The 19,809-nt window shown below is 51.9% G+C and carries 19 protein-coding genes; 8 read left to right on the top strand and 11 right to left on the bottom strand.

The annotated features are described in order from the left end of the window. Window positions 1-61: 61 nt before the first annotated feature. The 3 genes from NST99_RS13355 to NST99_RS13345 form a co-directional block, all read right to left on the bottom strand. A complete protein-coding gene (locus NST99_RS13355) occupies window positions 62-556 on the bottom strand; it encodes a hypothetical protein (RefSeq protein ID WP_341092308.1) in 495 nt (164 codons plus the stop codon). A gap of 45 nt (window positions 557-601) precedes the next feature. Continuing rightward, window positions 602-772: a hypothetical protein gene (locus tag NST99_RS13350; RefSeq protein WP_341092307.1), complete on the bottom strand. Its 171-nt coding sequence runs from the start codon at window positions 770-772 to the stop codon at window positions 602-604. A gap of 71 nt (window positions 773-843) precedes the next feature. After that, complete coding sequence (locus NST99_RS13345; protein ID WP_341092306.1) at window positions 844-1,728, bottom strand: LysR family transcriptional regulator; 885 nt, start codon at window positions 1,726-1,728, stop codon at window positions 844-846. Between the two features lie 127 nt (window positions 1,729-1,855). Between NST99_RS13345 and NST99_RS13340 the strand changes: the two genes are divergently transcribed. Continuing rightward, the gene (locus NST99_RS13340) at window positions 1,856-2,596 is read left to right on the top strand and encodes an SDR family NAD(P)-dependent oxidoreductase (RefSeq protein WP_341092305.1); all 741 of its coding nucleotides are present in this window, start codon (window positions 1,856-1,858) and stop codon (window positions 2,594-2,596) included. A 149-nt stretch (window positions 2,597-2,745) separates the two neighbouring features. On the opposite strand, the gene NST99_RS13335 is transcribed toward NST99_RS13340, so the two are convergent. The 3 genes from NST99_RS13335 to NST99_RS13325 all read right to left on the bottom strand — a co-directional run bounded on the left by NST99_RS13335 (window position 2,746) and on the right by NST99_RS13325 (window position 7,566). Further along, window positions 2,746-6,102 carry a X2-like carbohydrate binding domain-containing protein gene (locus NST99_RS13335; RefSeq protein ID WP_445745028.1) on the bottom strand — a complete coding sequence of 1,119 codons (3,357 nt, stop codon included), beginning with the start codon at window positions 6,100-6,102 and terminating at the stop codon, window positions 2,746-2,748. 214 nt (window positions 6,103-6,316) lie between these two features. Then, complete coding sequence (locus NST99_RS13330; protein ID WP_341092304.1) at window positions 6,317-7,240, bottom strand: metallophosphoesterase; 924 nt, start codon at window positions 7,238-7,240, stop codon at window positions 6,317-6,319. Further along, window positions 7,240-7,566 (bottom strand): hypothetical protein, encoded by a 327-nt coding sequence (locus NST99_RS13325; RefSeq protein WP_341092302.1) that lies wholly within the window; start codon window positions 7,564-7,566, stop codon window positions 7,240-7,242. Before NST99_RS13325 ends, NST99_RS13330 begins: the two co-directional genes overlap by 1 nt. Window positions 7,567-7,844: 278 nt before the next feature. Here NST99_RS13325 and NST99_RS13320 point away from each other — a divergent pair, with 278 nt between their 5' ends. The 3 genes from NST99_RS13320 (at window position 7,845) to NST99_RS13310 (ending at window position 11,188) form a co-directional block, all read left to right on the top strand. Next, entirely contained in the window at window positions 7,845-8,558 is a 714-nt protein-coding gene (locus NST99_RS13320) for a polyphosphate polymerase domain-containing protein (RefSeq protein ID WP_341092300.1), read from the top strand. Window positions 8,559-8,653: 95 nt separating this feature from the next. After that, complete coding sequence (locus tag NST99_RS13315) at window positions 8,654-9,313, top strand: DUF4956 domain-containing protein (RefSeq protein WP_341097640.1); 660 nt, start codon at window positions 8,654-8,656, stop codon at window positions 9,311-9,313. A gap of 21 nt (window positions 9,314-9,334) precedes the next feature. Further along, window positions 9,335-11,188 (top strand): CotH kinase family protein, encoded by a 1,854-nt coding sequence (locus NST99_RS13310; protein ID WP_341092297.1) that lies wholly within the window; start codon window positions 9,335-9,337, stop codon window positions 11,186-11,188. Between the two features lie 723 nt (window positions 11,189-11,911). Here NST99_RS13310 and NST99_RS13305 read toward each other — a convergent pair. From NST99_RS13305 to NST99_RS13295, 3 genes are read right to left on the bottom strand one after another with little or no spacing between them, the layout of a single operon-like run. Further along, window positions 11,912-12,562 carry a YcnI family copper-binding membrane protein gene (locus NST99_RS13305; RefSeq protein WP_341092296.1) on the bottom strand — a complete coding sequence of 217 codons (651 nt, stop codon included), beginning with the start codon at window positions 12,560-12,562 and terminating at the stop codon, window positions 11,912-11,914. Between the two features lie 28 nt (window positions 12,563-12,590). After that, window positions 12,591-13,256 carry a response regulator transcription factor gene (locus tag NST99_RS13300; RefSeq protein WP_341092295.1) on the bottom strand — a complete coding sequence of 222 codons (666 nt, stop codon included), beginning with the start codon at window positions 13,254-13,256 and terminating at the stop codon, window positions 12,591-12,593. Next, entirely contained in the window at window positions 13,253-14,050 is a 798-nt protein-coding gene (locus tag NST99_RS13295; RefSeq protein ID WP_341092294.1) for a sensor histidine kinase, read from the bottom strand. The genes NST99_RS13300 and NST99_RS13295 overlap by 4 nt, the downstream gene beginning before the upstream one ends. Before the next feature lie 271 nt (window positions 14,051-14,321). On the opposite strand from NST99_RS13295, the gene NST99_RS13290 reads away from it, so the two are divergent. From NST99_RS13290 to NST99_RS13275, 4 genes are all read left to right on the top strand, one after another. Beyond that, entirely contained in the window at window positions 14,322-15,017 is a 696-nt protein-coding gene (locus NST99_RS13290; RefSeq protein WP_341092292.1) for a response regulator transcription factor, read from the top strand. Beyond that, window positions 15,010-16,104: a sensor histidine kinase gene (locus NST99_RS13285; protein WP_341092291.1), complete on the top strand. Its 1,095-nt coding sequence runs from the start codon at window positions 15,010-15,012 to the stop codon at window positions 16,102-16,104. Before NST99_RS13290 ends, NST99_RS13285 begins: the two co-directional genes overlap by 8 nt. 187 nt (window positions 16,105-16,291) lie before the next feature. After that, window positions 16,292-17,158 (top strand): M15 family metallopeptidase, encoded by an 867-nt coding sequence (locus NST99_RS13280; protein WP_341092290.1) that lies wholly within the window; start codon window positions 16,292-16,294, stop codon window positions 17,156-17,158. Between the two features lie 38 nt (window positions 17,159-17,196). Next, window positions 17,197-17,694 carry a VanZ family protein gene (locus NST99_RS13275; protein WP_341092288.1) on the top strand — a complete coding sequence of 166 codons (498 nt, stop codon included), beginning with the start codon at window positions 17,197-17,199 and terminating at the stop codon, window positions 17,692-17,694. A gap of 39 nt (window positions 17,695-17,733) precedes the next feature. On the opposite strand, the gene NST99_RS13270 is transcribed toward NST99_RS13275, so the two are convergent. Together NST99_RS13270 and cysK are read right to left on the bottom strand one after the other, a co-directional pair. Further along, complete coding sequence (locus NST99_RS13270; RefSeq protein WP_341092287.1) at window positions 17,734-18,729, bottom strand: hypothetical protein; 996 nt, start codon at window positions 18,727-18,729, stop codon at window positions 17,734-17,736. Between the two features lie 23 nt (window positions 18,730-18,752). Next, on the bottom strand, window positions 18,753-19,673 hold the full coding sequence (gene cysK, locus NST99_RS13265) for a cysteine synthase A (RefSeq protein ID WP_341092286.1): 921 nt from the start codon (window positions 19,671-19,673) through the stop codon (window positions 18,753-18,755). Between the last annotated feature and the right edge of the window lie 136 nt (window positions 19,674-19,809).

The raw sequence follows: 19,809 nt of genomic DNA, 5'->3' as shown, positions 1-19,809 counted from the left end.
AAATGAAATTTAGCCTCACAGCAATGCGGGCGGTTCCATAGGTTACCTTTTTAGTTGCGTTCTATGCAGACTGCATTCCTCTGGTCCTCGTCATCCGCAGCATGGTGTTAGCGCCTTTTTGGAACTCATAGGAGACTTTAAGCTCTTCTGTATTCCAGCCCTGAGTGTGAATATATTCTATTAAACGGTCCATTTCTTCATATCTGCGGCCGGATAGATCGCTCAGCGGGAAGATGCGGATTTCTTCACTTGTCACACGCATCAGCTCCTGCAGACTCTGGAGATGAAAATCATAGTCCAGACGGTCACTATACATGAATAGAAAATGCGCGGATAATGTAAGCTCAAAACTTAGACCGGCAAAAGGCAGCTGCGGGAGCACCGCCGAAATATAAAGCTCCTCATTCTGTTGTCTGTCCAAAGTACTGGCTGTTAACGCTTCGATTCTTGCCTGCTTCAGCTCTTCGATGGATTTAAACTCATTCCACAGGAAATTCTGCTGCACCTTCGCAAGCTGCAGCATAGCGTGCTGAATATCCTTGATTCCCTTCTCCATCAGAACTTCCGCAGAATGGCAGTAGGCAATATCAGCGGCGACAGCTTAAGCGCCGAGCTGATTCGCCGCAGCCGTGAAAGAGCAAACACCCGCAGGACAATCGAGTATTCTCCGCACGGCCAGCTCCTCACGCTGCAAATTGAACATCCGCAAATATTCCTCAAAGGTCCGCCCAATCATAACAATCCGCTGCAAATCCAGTTTCGCTCCACTCATCTGATCTCATCTCACCTTTCCTCTTCTCGTCTCGTCCCATCCCATCTATCTTGTCTTGTCTTGTTGCAAAGTTAGCGTAAAGACAGCTCCCGCTTCAGAAATTGATACAGTCTCAAGCTGGCCGACCGGAGCGGATAATCAGCCACTCTGCAGGCGATTCCGCAGGCCATGTCTACAGCTCCTCCTGCCAGCTGCCGCACTGCCGTTCCCACAGGTACGGGCGCAAGAGTAGACTCAGGGACAAACGCAAGACCTAAACCAGCCTCTACGTAGAATTTCAGCGCTGTCATGCTGCCAACTTCCATGGTATTCAGCGGCGGTCCGGCAAATTCCTGCAGTACGCTCTCCAATTTTTTGCGGTAGGGGCAATTGACGGCCGTAATCAGCAGCCGATGTCCGCGAAGATGATCTGGAGTCACCTCCGGCAGGTCAGCGAGCGGATGATCCTCCGGCATTAACAGCACGAATTTCTCCGTGAACAGAGGCTCAAAGTGCAGCTCCTTTCCCAGCTCCGGTGCTGAACACAACACCATGTCGAGTTCCCCGCGGAGCAGCCGCTCAGTAAGCGCCGGTGTTCCGGCGATATCTACCGAGATTTCAATCTTGGGGTAAAGGCTCATGAATTGCTGCAAAAGACGAGGCAGCCGATAGCTGGCGGTAGGATCGGTTGCACCCAGACGGACACTCCCCGCCTCGCCAGATTTCATTTCCGCGAGACTGCTCTGCAACCGTTCCATGTCCTTCACAATGAGCAGGCTCTGTTCATGGAATAGCCGCCCAGCTTCCGTTAAGCTAATCCCTTTACCGCGTTCGAGTAACTGTACCCCCAGCTGTGATTCCAGCTTCTGGATTTGCATTGTAATCGTCGACTGGGCATAATTCAGCTCTTCCGCCGCACGGTTAAAGCTTCCTGTGTTTACGATCGTCTGGAAGGTAATCAGCGCCTTGAAATCCATTTCCATTCCCCCATCACGATTCAATATTAATGAATCATCACTTCAATTAGTTCAATTATACAAAACCAAGTATGCTCTATAAAATAGTCTGTATCAACCCAAAAAGATATTCAAGGAGTGGATGCAGATGGAGCTTACAAACAAAGTGGCGCTCGTAACAGGCGGGGGTACCGGCATAGGCAGAGCCACAAGCCTTGAGCTGGCACGGCTCGGGGCGGTGGTCGCTGTTAATTATTCCCGTTCGGAACAGGAAGCGCTGGAAACTGTTCAACAGATCATTGATCTAGGCGGACAGGCCATCGCGGTACAGGCCGATGTTTCCCGGGACGTCGAAGTCCGGGCGATGGTTGGACAAATCGCAGCAACATTCGGCCGTATGGATGTGCTCATCAATAATGCCAGCATTACAAAGCACATCCCTCTGGAGGATCTCGATGCAGCTACGGAAGAAGTCTGGGATCAATTATTGGATGTCAACGTCAAAGGAATGTTCTTTTGCGCCCGGGCAGTGGCTCCTTATATGAAGCAAAACAAGCAGGGAGCCATTGTCAACCTCGGCAGCATTGCCGGAAATACAGGCTCCGGCTCCTCTCTTCCTTATGCGGTGTCTAAAGCCGCCGTACATGGACTTACCAAGTCACTGGCCCGCGCGCTTTCACCGGAGATCCGGGTCAATGCTGTGGCTCCGGGAGCCGTCGCGACGAGATGGTGGACCGGCCGGGAAGCGCAGATGCTGCGCCTGGCTCCCAATCTTCTGCTGCAGCAGATCGCCACAGCGGAAGATATCGCCAGGTTCATCTGCTCGGTTGTTGTGCAGGAGGCCTTAACCGGACAGGTCATTACCGTCGACAGCGGACAGACTTTATAGCAGCAAGCACAGCAAAAACGCCCAACAGCCCCATCCTCCCAATTCACAAAGGAAGTGAGGCTGTTGGTTCAAGAAAATTCATGGCTTCTTGCAGCTCATTGTATAATGGATAATCCTGTTATGCCGATCCGGGTTGCGGCCGGATCAGATCAGGAAGGTTCATTCCCCCATACCAGGCTGCCGGAGAGATAGGCCGGAACGCCAGCCCAATCCGCATAACCCGTACCTGACGCGTTAAAGGAATAATCTCCGGTCTGGGTATAATTGCTCCAATCCGCCTTGGATGCCCGCATCTGGATATCCAGGCCCTCCCCTGCTGCCAGGGAACCCGCTGCGCTTGTGAAACCCAGCTCCACATAATAATCCGCCCCTGTTATGGCTGCCGGGAGTTTCACAAAGGTGCCGGTAACATTCGCACTGCCGGCCTGTGACCAATCGCAGAAGAAGCTTTGCGGCTGCTCGCCGTCAATCGTGTAATAATATCTGATCTTCACATCCGCCAGCGAAACGGCGCTGGTGCCCGTATTCAGCAGTTTGATCCGCGGATTCAAGACATTCGCCGAAGCCGCTGTGCTGCCATTATACATTTGGACCTTAAGACCACCGGTCACAACCACAGATGTATCCTCTACGGCAACTGCCAGCGACTGGGCGGCCCCGGCGCTGAAATTAAAGCTCAGCGTTGTTGTACCCACCGGCTGTATCGCCAGATAACCTTTCTTGATCGTGACTGCTGTGCCGCTTACGGTATAATCCGTTCCGGCAGTCAACGTTGCCGTTCCGTTCTTAATCGTGCTTAACGTGTTCCCGTTCAGCGTCAGCGTTACGGCCACATCCGCCTGATTCGCCGTCTTCTTATCGAAGCTGGCCGTGACCGGCGTAATCGCCGAGTTGCTCGCTGCCGTCGTATCCTCTACGGCAACTGCCAGCGACTGGGCGGCCCCGGCGCTGAAATTAAAGCTCAGCGTTGTTGTGCCCACCGGCTGCGCGGCCAGATACCCTTTTTTGATCGTGACAGCTGTGCCGCTTACGGTATAATCCGTTCCGGCAGTCAACGTTGCCGCTCCGTTCTTGATCGTGCTTAACGTGTTCCCGTTCAGCGTCAGCGTTACGGCCACATCCGCCTGATTCGCCGTCTTCTTATCGAAGCTGGCCGTGACCGGCGTAATGGTGGATCCGGCAGCCGGAGGATTCACCGGATCAGCATACAGTGTGCCCCGGCCGTTTGTTCCGAGATATACCCGGCCGTATATCCGCGGATCACCGGTTATGGCCATGTTGATCTTCGCATACTGGTGGGCGTCATCATTGATCCGGACCCAAGATGCGCCAGCATCATCGGAGCGGAAGACCCCTCTGACGCCATCGATTTGAGCAACCGTATATAGTGCCATATAGCTCTGGCCCGGTGCGGCCTTACCGTAGCCGATCAGATCCGCTTCCTCGACATTAGACAGCTTGGTGAAGCTGGTTCCCGAATTCACAGAATGCCATAAACCGTATTTGTTCTCGACCGTATTGCCTCCGGCCAGCCAGATATCGCCTTCAATGCCCGGCACTGCCTTCAAGCTGATCTGCGCCTGGTTCGGCTGCAGGCCGTCTACATTATTCGTCGGGAAACCCGCTGCCGGCGTAGCGGTAAAGGTAGCTCCGCCGTCCACACTGACATAGAAGATTCCTGCATAGAACGCATAGAACTTGTTTGCGTTTACGCGGTCGGAAGCGATTTTGGCTCCGGCCGGTACCCCGCTGCTTGCCGTCCAGGAGTTGCCCGACGATTTGGTGTAGTAGACACCGATATCGGAGGTACTCCACAAGATGGCATTACCGCTGGCAGATACGGCGACCTGGCCTTGTCCTGCCGTTGTTTTGGTTCCATTCGACGGTTCGGCATTCGGCATATACCAATTAGAGCCGCCGTCATTCGAAATCCCAAGCGATTTCATGCTCGGTGTCTTTTCCTTATCGGCTCCGCCAACGCGCACAACGAACGCCGGACTGAGCTCCGCATAATCAATACTTGTCGTTGTCGCCCAGGAAGGGCTCGTTTGGAACTTGACCGGCGCCTGGGTCACATCTTCATACCGGAAGCCCGAGACGTCACCAAGCGCCGTGATCAGATGCGCACTTCCCGACGGCGGGCTGATCAGTCCGAGCACAGCAGTCTCCTCTACGCCCTTGGCCATGACCGAAATATTGACCTTGCCGCCTGTATCCCAAGCAGTCAGGTTATTCGAGCCGTAGATTGTAGCTCCTGTTCCGTACATCATCCGGTTGGAGTTGAACGGGTCAATCTCCAGGTCTCCCATCATCCAGCCGAGCTTTGGTGAAGGATCAAGTGAAGTGGAGGTCGTTCCATGATCCAGCCAAGGTGCTGCGGTAATGTTCATTGCGAATTTATAGGTCCGTTCCGGATAGTTGCCCCAATCCCAGATCCGGCTCCAAGTCGCTCCGCCGTTCGTACTGCGGAAAACAACCTCATCCGGCCACCAGGCATTCAGACTGGAGACCATCACCGTATTCGGATTCTGGGCATCGACAGCAAGTCCTCCGAAGCCGTACCAATTATCTGTTCCGGTCGTCGGGCTGATGTTCGTCCAGGCACCGCTGGTTTTATTAAATTTCCAGACTTCACCTTTGCTGCCGTCATAGGGCCCTACGCCATTGCTGTACGTAATGTACAGATCCCCGGTTGAGGAAAGCACGCCATGATGAGGCAGAAAACCGGTGGGCTGTCCGGGAAGCGCGGACCAGGTAACGCCGCCGTCGGTGCTGCGGTACACGCTGCTTGCCGTATCCGCTACGCCGACATAAATCGTTCCCGTAGCACTGCCGGGTGTGCCTGTGCTTTTGTCAAAAGTAATCCAGGATAATCCGACGAGGTCATTGCCGTAATCGAGCGTCGGGTTCTGAATATAAGTGCCTACGTTAGGAAAAGAGCTTACTTTGGACCAGGTTACTCCCGAGTCCGTACTTTTCCACAACCCGTTGCCGCTGCGTGCCCCGAAGAACAGGATGTTGTTCTTATTGGGGTCGATAACCAGACGCTCACCGGCCGAACGGCCGGGCATATTGCCGCCAACCTTGAACGGCAGCGCTGTCGTCTGCCACGTATTGCCCCGGTCGCTGGAACGCATAATCTGCCCGTTGCCATCCCAGTGGTTCGTGTACGTGCCGGTAGCCATGTATACTTTGTCCGGATCGACAGGGTCTGTAGCCAGCGCATCCACCCCGTTTTTGTTCCAGTCGACCCAGCCCACGGCATCACTGATGGAAATCCAGCTGCCAGTGGCCTGATTCCAGCGGTAGGCGCCCCCGATGTCGGTACGCGCATAGATCAGATTCGGTTCAGTTTGGTTAAAAATAATGCCCGGCACAAACCCTCCGCCCGCACCGGTAACGACACTTTTCCAGTTGTAAGCTTCACTTGCAGCAGCATGGGCAGCCGCCGGAAAGGCGGTAAACAAAGAGCTAGACATCGCGGCCAGCAGGACAATTAATCCCATTCTTCGGATACGGTTACGAATCACGAACCACGCCTCCTATGATTGCTTTACTTTGTTAACGTTTTCATTATAGAGTGTAAGCAGGATTCATAGTGAGGGAAAATGGTTCAAACTTGGAGAATTCCGTCTTCTGTTATCGTACCATTTTCACACTATTTATTACATTTATAGTAAAAAAACTCCCCTGACGGAATGTCAGAAGAGTCTTACTATCTTAATGCTTTAGCAGAAACTCGTCGAGTTTGTTGCCGTCCACATCATAGGCCTGGTAAGTCAATGTATTTCCGCTGACCGTAATTCCGGCGTACATCTGCTTATTGTTCTGGAAATGAACCTGATGATAGTACTGATCCTCTTTCTTCTCATTAAATTTTGCGCCGGAGGCGTTGGTCACCACGTACACCGTTCCTCCTCCGGTACCAGCAGAATTCCCGCCCTCCGGGACAACTTTTCCGGCAAGCAGCGGATACGATCTGGAATATTCATGATTATGTCCCTGGAGCACCAGATCAACCCCATACTTGTCAAATATCTCTGTCCAATCCTCCAGCTTCTTATACATGTTCCCGCCATATGCCGGACGGTGCAGCGCTACGATTTTCCACGGTTTATCTGTAAGGGCCAAATCCTTCTTCAGCCACTTGGCCTGGCTCTTCAGGTGGCTCTCCGTATTCAGTACCGTCACATGCACAGGTCCATAATCAAAAGAATATGAGGTTCCGGCAATGGATTCCGGGTCGCCGTTATCCGGAAGGTTGAAATGCGAAGTAAAGCTTGCTGCCTGCCCTTCGACCTCATCATGGTTGCCGGTGACAGGCATCAGCGGAATGCCCGGCACAAACCCCTGCACATTGCCGAAAAAGTCATCCCAGGCACCCGAATCCTCCGGCTCTTCCGTCAAATCCCCGTTATGAACGATAAACTTTGCCGCCGGGAAGGTCTGGAACGCCTTGTCCAGTATATTGCCCCATAATTTGAAATCCGCCGCCGTCTCCCCTTGTGAATCGGTTACATTGATAAAGGTTACGCTTTCGCTGTCCGCTTCCGCCGTGGTGAACGTAGCTGCTGTGCTCCATTCGCCTTCTTTGCCGCTGCCTGCCCTGTAGGTATACAGCGTTCCCGGTTCAAGCCCGGTCACTACAGCTTATGTACGCCTCTTTTGCCCTCATCTGTTTTGATCACGCTGTCTATGGCCTGCACCTTGACAACATTCCCTGCTGTAAATGCGGCGCTTTTTCCTTTTACAACCTCAAGCCGTCCCTCCGCACCCGGAGCTCCGGTAAACCAGGTGAACGCACGGCTGGTCTCCGCATCTTCTTTAAAGGTACTGACCAGATCATACGGAGCACTGCTTTCCTCAGGTCGGGCAGTCCACTCCGATTTAAGCCATTCCAGACCAAGGGCCAGCAGGATCAATACAACTACGATGATTACAACAATAATCAACACTTTAAAATCCTTCATGCCTATCCCTCCCTCACCGCTTGCTTTCCAATAAACAACAGTCCGGATTCTAGCTTTCTGTCTATAAAAGATAGCCTTCCTCATAGACAGAAGTCAAATAACCCTCCCTACAACCTCACATAACTACGTCATTTGTTAACGCAGTGTAATAACTTTCAGCTAACGTTCAGGCAGATTTAAGAAAATCATAAGGTCAGTCACTTAATATGGGTTCAGCAGCAAGATTTAGGCGCAGCGGTGACCAAAGCCAAACTTTTGAGAGAGAAATGGGGTGTGAGATGAATAAGAAGCTGCAATTCCGGCATGAATTGAAATTTTTCATTAACTATCATCAATACCTTATATTGCGGCAGCGGCTGCAGAGCTTAATAGATACCGATCAGAACGCCAATGACAGCGGGGAGTACCATATCCGCAGCCTGTATTTTGATGATATTAACAATTCGGCACTTTCGGACAAGCTGGGCGGACTTAGAGAACGCGCCAAATACCGGATCCGCATCTATAACGTACAGGACGATGTCGTACACTTTGAGAAAAAAATCAAAATGGACGACTACATCGCCAAGATCAAGGAACCGCTGACCCGCGAAATGTATGATCAGATTATGGCCGGCAATTACGAGGTGCTGAACGTTCCGCAAAGTCCTTTGTTTATGGAGCTCTATAACCAGATGCGCCACAATTTTCTGCGTCCCAAAGTGATCGTCGATTATGTCCGCGAACCTTACGTCTGCCATAACGGCAATGTGCGGATCACTTTTGACAAGGAGCTGCGTACGGGACTGCATGAGACGGATATTTTTAATAAAAAGCTTCAGCCGGTCCGGGCGCTTGATGAGAACTTCATTATTTTCGAGGTCAAATTTGATGAATACATACCGGAGTACATCAAAATTGCGCTGCAGCTAAACGGCTTAAACCGGCAATCTGCTTCGAAATACGTCATTTGCCGCAAATTTCTAAAAACCAATACTTGGGAGGATTATTAATGGGCATTTCATCCACACTGGGGGCTGCCACGGCCACGCAGACTATAGCTGCAACCGCAGGGCAAGAGAACGATACGGCCACAACTTTTTCCGATATGATTAAAAATTCGGTCGTAGACAACTTCGTTTCCGATATCAGCATCTCCAAAATCCTGATCACGCTCGGAGTCGCTTTTCTGATCGGATTCTTCATCTACCTGCTCTACAAACGTGTGTTCAGCGGCGTATTATACTCCAAAAGCTTCAACGTGTCCCTGATGGGCATGACTATGATCACCGCAACTGTCATTATCGCCATCAACTCCAACCTTGTGCTCTCGCTCGGTATGGTCGGCGCTTTGTCCATCGTCCGTTTCAGAACGCCGATCAAAGATCCAACGGATCTGATTTTCCTGTTCTGGGCAGCCGTTGCAGGGATCGTTACCGGTGCAGGCTTTTTCACGCTGGCGATTATCGGCTCGATCATTATCGGCCTGATTCTCTTCCTGTTCATTAAACATTCTTCAGTCGAAACTCCGTACCTGCTGGTGCTTAACTGTGAAGGCGATGACAGCGAACGCGAGGTGCACAGCCATCTGACCAAAGCTGTAAAACGTTACAACATCAAGCAAAAAACCGTAAGCGCAGGCAACATCGAGCTTACGCTTGAGCTGCGTCTGGACGACAAGGAAGGCGGCTTCGTAAACACCGTCTCCGATATTACAGGGGTCAAAAATGCCTTGCTGATCAGCTATAGCGGCGACTATGTATCTTAATGAGGAAAGGCGGTGCTGAAGATGAAAGCACGCGGTAAGCTGACCCTGCTGATTCTTTGTTGCCTGCTGCTGGTTATCGCTATGGCGGGTTGTCAGATTGCAAATCCTTCTGCGGACAATAACAGTACTACGGATACGCAGGAAAAAGCGGTATCAAGCGAGGAACAAAGTCTGGATTCGGAGGTGTTCCCGAAGGACAAGGTTGTTGATGTTAAAATCACACTGGACCCGGATGATTTCCAGGATATGCTGGACAATGCCAGCGCCGAGGAATACAAGACAGCCTCCGTGGAATACAACGGGATCAAAATGGACAATGTGGCCGTGCGGACCAAAGGCAACTTAAGCCTGCGCAGTGTTGTGCAGATGGCGGACTCCGACCGTTACAGCTTCAAGATTTCTTTTGACGAGTATGTGAACCAGAATTTATTCGGCATTACCAAAATCAACCTCAACAACAATTACAGCGATGCCTCCTATATGCGGGAGTTTCTGACCTATGAGCTGGCGGAGAGCATCGGTCTTCCGACACCGAAATACTCCTTCGTCAACGTCTACGTCAACGATGAACTGAAGGGTTTCTATCTCGCGGTGGAACAGATCGGCGACGCCTATCTGGAGCGCAACTTCGGCAATTCCTATGGTGCGTTATATAAAGGCGTAATGACCGGCCAAGGCAGTGATTTGACCTGGCTCGGCGACGATGCTTCACTCTACACGGGACTTGAGATGAAGTCCGAAAAATCAAACGATGACATTGTGGTCGACATGCTGGATGAACTGAACAACGGCACCGACTATGAGAAGTATATCGATATCGACGATGCTTTGGGGTATATTGCACTGAATGCCGTAACCGGCAATATGGACAGCTATCTTGGAGGAAACAAGCAGAATTATTACCTCTACGAAGATGAGGGAATCTTCTCGATCCTGCCTTGGGACTATAATATGGCTTTTGGCGGGATGGGCGGCTCGGATGTGCTGATTGACGAACCGACCCAAGGCGCTCTTGCCGAACGTCCGCTGGTGGCCAAGCTGCTGGCGAACGAGGAATACAAAACGAAATATCATGAGATGATCCGCGAAATGCTGGATGGTTATCTGCAGAACGATACGTTCAAGGCGCGGATTCAGGAGCTCGACACGATGATCTCTAGCTACGTGAAGGCTGATCTATCCGCCTTCTACACGTTCGAGCAATATGAGAGTGGAATTACCTCCGTAGAGACCTTCATGTCCACCATGGCCAGTTCGGTCTCCAAGCAGCTGGACGGCACCCTTCCTTCCTCCGGTGACGGAACGGGAAGCGGCATGGGCGGTGGTCCAGGCGGCGGCTTTGGCGGCGCAGGCGGGCAGGCCGCCAACGGCGCAGCGGCTCCGGGGCAAGGCGCCAACGGCGCGGCGGCTTCCGGGCAAGGCGCCATCGGCGCGGCGGCGACGGGGCAAGACGCCAACGGCGCAGCAGCGACGGGGCAAGACGCCAACGGCGCGGCGGCGCGGGGGCAAGGCGCCAACGGCGCAGCGGCGACGGGGCAAGGCGCAAACGGCGCAGCGGCAGACGGGCAAGGCGCCAACGGCGCAGCGGCAGGCGGGCAGGCCGCGCAAGGCGGTGCGCCGGGTGCCATGGGCGGACCGGCGATGCCTCAAGGCGGCAACGGTCCTGGCGGTGATATGGCCGGTCTCGGTGGCGGCATGGGCGGCGGCTTTGGTGGTGGTGGCTTTGGCGGCGGCATGGGCGGCGGCGAGTTTGGCGGAGCTGGCGGTTCGCAGCAACAGGGCAGCACAAGCGAGGCCATCACAACCGGCGTGTCCATCGTTGTGCTTCTGCTTGCAGCAGCGTTCATCACCTTCTACAAACGCAAAAGTCTGTAAACTGTGCAAGCTGAACTTAAGAACTAGGTAATGTAATGTAAACCGGCGAATACCATAAATTAAGGTTAGTTGGGTTCACCGGAAAAGATTCTTAAGTTCACTTTGTATTTAACTGTATTTCATACAGCTATTATCCAAGATATTGCATCGAATCGAAGAATAATTGCACTGTGTGCACTTAAAGTGAGGCATTTGGAATAAACGGGTATTATTTGATATTTTTAATTGCACAAAATACAATTATTGCTTAAAAACCTCAAATATTGGCCATTTTTATTGTACAAAATACAGTTATATCGGCAGGACGCGGCTCTGCAACCCTCTCAGACATATGTCCGCGCAGCCTAGCAACAACTAAATACTGTGGAAGGCAACTTCCAGGCAAGTGGAGCCTCAGACGGGTGATCGTCTGAGGCTCTCTTGTTTTTTTGAATATGTTAGCTGCCGTATGGAGTATACTTCGGATCTTATCCTGAATATTCAGCTGCAAAGGCACATTGTGATGCGAAAGGTACATTGGAAGGCATATACTATCTGTTATTTCTGACGGATGATGACTCATGCCAAATTATAGGACTCCCTCCTACATGGCCATACACACCAAAAAGCTCCGCGCCTTTGACAGAGAGTGTCAATGCGCGGAGCCTTTTTGCAACAGCATATTCCTTTGGAAATGTGACAGAAGCTATGTTCCACCTGCATTCCGCAAATGTAAGTCTTTCCTTATTCCTTCCGCCCTCTTAACAAACTGATGGCAGCCAGTAAGAAGGACAGCAATGATATCCCCAGAGCAATATAGAGCAGCGGTGAGGTACCTGAGGATTTATCGATGTCCTCCACAATGGCTTTGTGCTCATCCATGCTCATGGAGTCACCCGTGTCCGCCGATCCGTGGGAGTGACTGTCTCCGTTGCCGGAAGACTGCACAATCGAAGTTACGGAATGCGGCGTTTCCGAGCCTTCTTCACCGGACCACTGCACCAAACTGCCGTCAGCATAATGCTGGTAAGCATTCCAGGCAATATCGCCTGCGGCCTCCGGGTTCTTGGCCGTGAAGTAGAAACGCTGAAATTGTCCGGCTTGAATGCCTTCACCGGTTGCGGTCCAGCTGACTTTATTGCCTTCGATGGTTACCTTCCATCCGGGGGTTGCCTCATATTGCTTGAACTCCGCCCCCTCCGGGATGCGCAGGTCCACCTGAATGGTAGCGATATCCTTCTCCGAAGGCACTTTCAGTGTATAGGTCTCCCATGCACCGGTACTGGATTCTGCCGGAGCAACGGTCACATGTGCGCTGGCTACAGCCGCAAACAGCATCAGTGCGACCACGGAAGGTGCGGCTAAAGTCATCAGTTTACGCAGCATTTTATTCATGTGTGTATATTTCCCCTCTTCTCAGTTTCTATGGTTTCTTCGGAAAATCCCGCTCCCGCGAGGCCAGTCCCTGCTCCAGGGCATACCGCGTCAGCTGCGTACGGTTCTGGAGCTGCAGCTTTTGCAGGATGTTTTTCAGATGATTTTTGACCGTATGCTCCGAAATCCCAAGTTCAGCCGCAATCTCCCTGTTGGTTGAACCGGAGGAGACACAGCCCAGTATTTCCTTCTCCCGCGCCGTTAATGCTTCCCCCTCTTCCTTGACCGATGTAACGGCAAACTCCTTCAGAATCTGAAAAGCCAGCTCCCGGCTCAGCGGAACCTCCTCACTGACAATTGCCAGCAAATATTCGATCCAGGTCGAAGGAGCCAGGTTCTTCAGCAGATATCCCTGCGCCCCCTGCTTCAGTGCCTCGAACAGATAGGAGATTTCATCAGAAACGGTCACGATGACGATTTTGACATAAGGGTATTCCAGCTTGATCCGCCGTGTCGTCTCCAGTCCGTCCATCCCCGGCATCTCAATGTCAATCAGGATCAGATCCGGCATCCATTGTGCGGTCCAGACCATAGCCTCGGCCCCGCTCGCCACTGCTCCAATGACCTCAAAACGCTCATCCATCGCCAGAATCTCGCACATCGCCTCACGCGCATGAGCATGATCGTCCACAACCAGTACCCGGCAGCGGTTCATTCGGCGTCTCCCCCTTTCGTTATTTCAACAAGGGTCCCGGCGGCATCCGATCCCAGCGATAATCTCCAGCCCATCCGTTCTGCCCGTTCTCTCATAATCTGCAGGCCATAACTGCCGCTCACTGCAAAAGGGTCCTCATGCTGGATACCTGCACCGTCATCCGTGACAGCTACTCTCCAACGCTCCCGGCCGCCTTGCCCGGATATGGCTACTTTGCCCGCCCGTGTATGCTTGCGCACATTAATGATAGCTTCACGGATGCAGGACAGCAGCTCCGCCTTTTCAGCGGAAGTGAGTGCTTTGTCGTCCAGACTCCAGTCCAGCGACACTTCTATCATCACCTCACTTGCCATCTGCGCCAGCTGCTCCTTAACGGACTGCTCCAGAGTGAAGTTCTGCGCAACGCTGACTGGAACCTTCAGGTTCGCAATGGCCTGGCGTACATAAGAATTGACCTCATGCACTGTTTTTTTGATCTGCTCAATGCTTTCTCCGCTCACCTCACCATTCCTGCGGTTCTGCTCCAGACGCTCAATCCGCACGGACAACAGAAACAGCGACTGCGCCATCCCGTCATGCAGCTCTTTGGCCAGACCCTCACGGGCTTCCATGGCCGTTTTGACCGCCCGTTCCTGCTCCAGCTCCCGCTGGTTCCGTTCCAATAACGAGAACAGCGGCAGCAGCAGCACGATGCTGAACAGGAATACAAGCACAGGCGTCAGATAATTCCCCATGTCCATAGAGATATAAGGCATCAGAAACTGGTGGCGCACAATCTCCCAAATGCCGACCATCACTGTCGGAAGCAGCAGAATAAGCAGCTTGATTCTCGTATACGTTGCTGTCCCCTCCCAAATCTTAATGTATAGAATAGCATTCCCAAGGTAGCGCCGGCATGACTCTTTCGGGCTATACCCTCTTTGAAATGTTACAAATATAAGTATTTAAAATATTAACATTACGAAAAATCGCCGCTCGCGAAAGCCTAACCGATAAGGTAAACTAGGAGCAAAGCGTTAATCGAAGTCCACATTACATGTTAACTTATACAGGAGCGAAACTGAAATGAAACGAATTACGATTCTAATCGCCGATGACGATGCCGAGATCGCCGGACTGGTTGCCTTACACCTGGAAAAAGAGGGCTACTATCTGATCAAAGTATCTGACGGACGGGCTGCCGTACAGGCGGTCCAGACCCACTCCATTGATTTGGCAATTCTGGATATTATGATGCCCGGCCTGGACGGGCATGAAGTCACCCGGCAGATCCGCGAGCAGCACCAGATGCCGATCATCTTCCTGAGTGCCAAAACCTCGGACCTGGACAAAATCACCGGCCTCGTAATCGGAGCCGATGACTATATGACCAAGCCGTTTAATCCTATGGAGCTGGTCGCCAGGGTGAACGCTCAGCTGCGCCGTTCCATGCAGCTGAGCCAGCCGGTCTCCGGCAGCAAGGCTGTGCTCGAAGCGGGCGGATTGATCGTTGATCCTGACTGCCGCACCGTGACGTTATACGGGAACAACATCGAGCTGACGCCCAAAGAATTTGATATCCTGTATCTTATGGCCAGCTACCCCAAGAAGGTCTTCAGTGCCGAGCAGCTTTTCCAGCAGGTGTGGGGTGAAGCCTATTTTGAGAGCGGGAACACAGTGATGGTGCATATCCGTACCCTGCGCAAAAAGCTTGGCGAAGATCAAAACAAAAATAAATGGATCAAAACCATTTGGGGAGTAGGTTATACATTCAATGGCTAAAATGATCCGCAGCTTCCGCTTTAAAATGATCTTGATGCTGATAATGAGCATGTTTTGTTCGGGTGTCCTTACCTTTGCGCTGTATAAAGTGCTTCAGCTTTATTACCAATCAGAGGTTAAGCTGGAGGACAAGCTGGCCCGGTTCCGTTATATGATCGGCAGCGTCGGCGATCTCAATTTCTTTCTGATCTTATTTATTCCGCTGGCCATCCTCTTTTTCTTCCTCTTTACCAAACCCTATGCCACCTATTTCCGGGAGATTTCCAAGCATATTCATTTGCTGGCAAACGGTGATTTCAAAAGCAGGCTCAATCTCTCATCGAATGACGAGTTCGACGATATTGCCGCAGACCTGAATCTGGCGAGCGAAATGCTGCAGAAAGCGGTGGAACGGGGAGATTTTGCAGAAAACAGCAAGGACAAGCTGGTCTTGAATTTGGCCCATGATCTGCGTACTCCGCTGACCTCTGTGCTGGGTTATCTGGATCTCGTGTTGAAGGAAGGTCAGCTCTCTGCAGATCAGATCAAACATTATACGACCATCGCCTATACCAAATCCCAGCGGCTTGAAAAGCTCATTGATGAGCTGTTTGAAATCACCAGAATGAACTACGGTATGCTTACCATCAACAAAGAGCTGCTTGATCTGAGCGAACTGCTGAGCCAATTAAACGAGGAATTATATCCTGCCTTTGAGAGCAATGGACTGACAGCCCGCCTGAACATCCCTCCCCGGATTGAAATAAAGGGCGACGGTGAACTGCTGGCACGCGTATTCGAAAATCTGCTGACCAACGCGGTCCGGTACGGCAAAGAAGGACAATATGTGGATGTCAGCTGCAGCCCGCAGGCGGAGGATATCGTCATTCAGGTGATCAATTATGGCGGCAGCATCCCTGCAGAACAATTGCCCCATCTATTCGATATGTTCTATACCGGAGACCGGGCCCGCAGTCACCAAGAAGGCGGAACAGGACTTGGCCTGTTCATCGCCAAAAATATCGTAGAACAGCATGGCGGCAGAATCTCAGTGCAAAGTGACATCATCCGCACTCTTTTTGAGGTTCGGCTGCCACGGGAGCTGTAAGCTTTTCGTTACACGGATTTCAACATGCTTATTATCAAATGAGAAATGCTTTGCGGGAAATAGAAGGATAATCTATAGTTTGAAGCATATAAATTAGTATATTTTTAAGAAAAACTTTATCTTTACCCCACTTCTTTTTAAACGCTCTCTCTTATCCTTAAAGAATGAACACAAGGAGGAGACAGAAATGAAGAAAAAGAAGTGGGTTTTTTGGCTTGTCATCCTGATGCTGCTGGGCTATGAAGCTGTCCACAAGGAAGCGGAAATCACAGGAAATGATCTTACGGACAGGAGGTCCAAAGTGATCACAGCGGGTCCCGGCCGAACCGACATTACAGTTATTTCTATAAAACAGATCTACCAGGGAAACCTGTTACTCGTCAACAAGAAATATCCAGTACATAAATCAGGGGTTACAAAGGACATAGTTAACCTGCATGAGCATCCTGAGCTGGTGCAAGGATACGGGCTGCTGGACAACACAATTATGTTGTCGCAAAGCGTGGTGCAGCGTTTCTCGGAGATGATTGAAGCTGCTGCTGCCGACGACGTTGCGAATTTTCTGATCAGCAGCGGGTACCGGGATACAGAAGAACAAAAGCAGCTTTATGAGGAAAAAGGCGCCGAATACGCGCTGCCGCCAGGCCACAGCGAGCATAATCTTGGCTTGTCGCTGGATATCGGATCTACACAGACGGCGATGAACAACGCACCTGAAGGCAAATGGCTGCAGAAGAACGCCTGGAAATACGGATTTATTTTACGCTACCCGGGTGACAAGACAGCCATTACTGGCATTCAGTATGAACCCTGGCATTTCCGCTATGTCGGTTTGCCGCACAGTAGAATTATGCAGGACAACCATTTCACACTGGAAGAGTATCTAGAATTCCTTAAAGAGCAGCAAAGCTATTCGGCAACGGTGGATGGAAAGCAATACGAGGTATCGTATCATCCCGTTACCGGCAATACACCGATCCCGGTACCGGCTGACCGCCGTTTTGAGCTGTCGGGCAACAATATGGACGGGGTTATTTTGACCGTGTTCCCCTGACGGGCATGGGAGTAATCAAAGGAAAGTGAGGAGAAGAAATGAAGCGTACACAAGCTACGAGAGAGATTGCAGTGCAGATATTATTCGCCTTGTATGTCTATGCGTTGTTCAAAATCATTTTATTTAAGTTCAGCTCCATAAATTTCATCTTTCTCTGGGATCAATTACAGCGCAGTCCGCAGAATCTCGACCGTGCGATGCAATGGGGAAATTTCATCCCGCTGGCCACCATCTCGAACACATTCGATAACCTGACAAGTCACACACTGCTCAATGTAGGCGGAAATATCGCTTTATTCCTGCCGTATGGCATGTTCCTTATGCTCCAGTCGGGCGGTCAGAGAATTTCGTTATTGTATGTGTTAATTCGCTCCCTGGGTTTAAGTTTGCTGTTGGAGTGTGCACAGGCTATTCTCTCTATCGGTACCTTTGATGTCGACGACCTCATTTTGAATACCCTTGGAGGAGTGATCGGCTATAGTATGCTTCTACTGTTCGCGCACAAGAAAAAGGTCCAGCCCGCCAAAGAGTCATGACGGCTGGACTTGTATAAAACAGATGCACATTTACAGCAGCTACAAGGGCGAGGTATAACGGCTGTATTGTATATCCAGCTCTTTGAAGGCATCCCCTTTCCGGGACAGGAAAAAGGAGTTAATCCCCTCTGCGCCCCACCAATTCAGACCGAGCAGCAGTCCATCTGTAGTCTCGGCAGCAAATAACAGCGAGAACATCTCCGGCATGACCTCACCGCCGTCATCTACACGCCATACTGAATATTCATCCTCCTGAACAACGGCGGGATAATCCACGAACTTCAGCTTCCCGCCATCCTCTACAACAAGACTGAACAGCATGTTCTTGTTCTGTCTCACGAATTGCACCAGGTACAGGGCACGGTCCGGCGGCAAATCCGCCAGCTTCCAGGCTAACTTGATTTCCCGCTGTTTAGCCGCAGAAATGCTCTTTCGCAGAGGATCATCAGCGGTGAGCTGTCCGCGATCTGCTGCTGCCGGCTGAATCTCAAGCAGCGACTTGAGCTTAAACTCAGCGGAATCGGCCAAATAGTAGGTTTCATCCGGGGCTGCGCCGCCTTCATCTACCGAGTAGACATACCCCCGCAGATTGGCAAAATTATTCGCTGACTCCCGGCCGTTACTGTTCTCGCTCCCAGCCTGCCATTTCTCGAACGTTAACGTGAGAATTTGGCCGTTATTGCCGACAGCCGTGTTCAGGGATTTCATCTGTTCCATCTCACTGTCTTCTTCCCGGGTCATCAGGATCTGCTTCCCTTCTGCATCGGCAAACCCGAAAGTGGGATGCAGCCTGGCAGTCTCCATGTACTCCTTCGATGCTGAAGCCGAGCCCTGAGGGTTCGTAGTTGTTCCACCATCGGTTCCCTTGACCGGCGGTGAACTGGCTTCATCCGTAACCGCCGGAGACGGCGTTGCACTTGCTACTACGGCAGACGGCGAGGAAGTGGATGTTGTCCCTTCCTCTGTAGCCGCATTTTGCGCAGAACACCCTGTTAGCAGCACGCAAGTAATCACTATACCCCGGAAAAGCTTCATTCTACATTTCCCCCAGTGAAGTATTAGAATATCCCCATGCTCAGGTAACGCTCACCGGTATCCGGAGCGATACAGAGGACACGCTTGCCGCTCCCCAGATGCCGCGCTTCCTGCAATGCCGTCCACACCGCCGCTCCGCCGGAAGGGCCAATCAATATCCCCTCCGTGCTGGCCAGCGCTCTCACTGTTTCCAGTGCATCCTCGTCGGACACTTGGACGATTTCATCATATACATCCGTGTTCAGGATAGCGGGGACAAATCCCGGGCTGGTTCCGACCAGCTTATGCGGGCCGGGCATGCCGCCCGAAAGCACCGGTGAGCCTTGCGGCTCCACCACAACGATCTTGATGCCGGGCAGCTCCCGGCGCAGCACCTCGCCGGTTCCGGTAATCGTGCCTCCGGTTCCGGAAGTGGCGACGAACACATCGAGCCTGCCGTCCATCTGGGCCACAATTTCCGGTGCCGTTGTCGTGCGGTGGATGTCCGGATTGGCTTTATTCTCAAACTGCTGGGGAATGAAGCTGTCCGCGATTTCTGCGCCAAGCTCCAGCGCCTTGGCAATTGCGCCCGGCATCCGCTCCGCCGCCGGAGTCAGTACCACTTCAGCACCATATGCCTTCAGGATATTAATCCGTTCCTTCGTCATATTATCCGGCATGATGAGAATCGCCTTATACCCCTTTGCCGCTGCGTTCATCGCCAGCCCGATGCCGGTATTTCCGCTCGTCGGCTCGATAATGGTTCCGCCGGGTTTCAGCAAGCCGCCAAGCTCAGCTTGCCGGATCAGATTATATGCGGCCCGGTCTTTCACGCTGCCGCTGGGGTTGAACATTTCCAGCTTCACATACACTTCCGCATCATCCGGTCCGGTCAGGCGGTTCAACCGCAGGGCCGGCGTATCGCCGATCAGTTCCGTAATATTATTGACTACAAGGGGTGTCATGGCAAACCCTCCTAACAGTTTTGTGAGCGCTGCATCCGTGACTATCTCTTCAAATAAAACTGGCATCGGAAGCATGGGCTTTACTTCTTATACTTTGTAACACCCATTGTAGGCTATGGCCCGGCTCTTGTCGATT

The organism is Paenibacillus sp. FSL L8-0470 (genome assembly GCF_038008625.1).
In the GTDB taxonomy this organism is placed as follows: Bacteria; Bacillota; Bacilli; order Paenibacillales; family Paenibacillaceae; genus Paenibacillus_AQ.
Note: the sequence above shows the minus strand (reverse complement) of the source record. Positions and strands in the feature narration are given on the sequence as shown.

What these genes read in the sequence shown, in the direction of transcription:
- NST99_RS13325 (WP_341092302.1), bottom strand. Translation starts at nt 7,566, where the DNA reads ATGAAGGATTTTAAAGTGTTGATTATTGTTGTAATCATCGTAGTTGTA.
- NST99_RS13320 (WP_341092300.1), top strand. Translation starts at nt 7,845, where the DNA reads ATGAATAAGAAGCTGCAATTCCGGCATGAATTGAAATTTTTCATTAAC.
- NST99_RS13295 (WP_341092294.1), bottom strand. Translation starts at nt 14,050, where the DNA reads ATGGTCGGCATTTGGGAGATTGTGCGCCACCAGTTTCTGATGCCTTAT.
- NST99_RS13335 (WP_445745028.1), bottom strand. Translation starts at nt 6,102, where the DNA reads ATGGGATTAATTGTCCTGCTGGCCGCGATGTCTAGCTCTTTGTTTACC.
- NST99_RS13315 (WP_341097640.1), top strand. Translation starts at nt 8,654, where the DNA reads ATGATTAAAAATTCGGTCGTAGACAACTTCGTTTCCGATATCAGCATC.
- NST99_RS13345 (WP_341092306.1), bottom strand. Translation starts at nt 1,728, where the DNA reads ATGGATTTCAAGGCGCTGATTACCTTCCAGACGATCGTAAACACAGGA.
- NST99_RS13275 (WP_341092288.1), top strand. Translation starts at nt 17,197, where the DNA reads ATGAAGCGTACACAAGCTACGAGAGAGATTGCAGTGCAGATATTATTC.
- NST99_RS13270 (WP_341092287.1), bottom strand. Translation starts at nt 18,729, where the DNA reads ATGAAGCTTTTCCGGGGTATAGTGATTACTTGCGTGCTGCTAACAGGG.
- NST99_RS13305 (WP_341092296.1), bottom strand. Translation starts at nt 12,562, where the DNA reads ATGAATAAAATGCTGCGTAAACTGATGACTTTAGCCGCACCTTCCGTG.
- cysK (WP_341092286.1), bottom strand. Translation starts at nt 19,673, where the DNA reads ATGACACCCCTTGTAGTCAATAATATTACGGAACTGATCGGCGATACG.
- NST99_RS13290 (WP_341092292.1), top strand. Translation starts at nt 14,322, where the DNA reads ATGAAACGAATTACGATTCTAATCGCCGATGACGATGCCGAGATCGCC.
- NST99_RS13280 (WP_341092290.1), top strand. Translation starts at nt 16,292, where the DNA reads ATGAAGAAAAAGAAGTGGGTTTTTTGGCTTGTCATCCTGATGCTGCTG.
- NST99_RS13350 (WP_341092307.1), bottom strand. Translation starts at nt 772, where the DNA reads ATGAGTGGAGCGAAACTGGATTTGCAGCGGATTGTTATGATTGGGCGG.
- NST99_RS13300 (WP_341092295.1), bottom strand. Translation starts at nt 13,256, where the DNA reads ATGAACCGCTGCCGGGTACTGGTTGTGGACGATCATGCTCATGCGCGT.
- NST99_RS13285 (WP_341092291.1), top strand. Translation starts at nt 15,010, where the DNA reads ATGGCTAAAATGATCCGCAGCTTCCGCTTTAAAATGATCTTGATGCTG.
- NST99_RS13310 (WP_341092297.1), top strand. Translation starts at nt 9,335, where the DNA reads ATGAAAGCACGCGGTAAGCTGACCCTGCTGATTCTTTGTTGCCTGCTG.
- NST99_RS13340 (WP_341092305.1), top strand. Translation starts at nt 1,856, where the DNA reads ATGGAGCTTACAAACAAAGTGGCGCTCGTAACAGGCGGGGGTACCGGC.
- NST99_RS13355 (WP_341092308.1), bottom strand. Translation starts at nt 556, where the DNA reads ATGGAGAAGGGAATCAAGGATATTCAGCACGCTATGCTGCAGCTTGCG.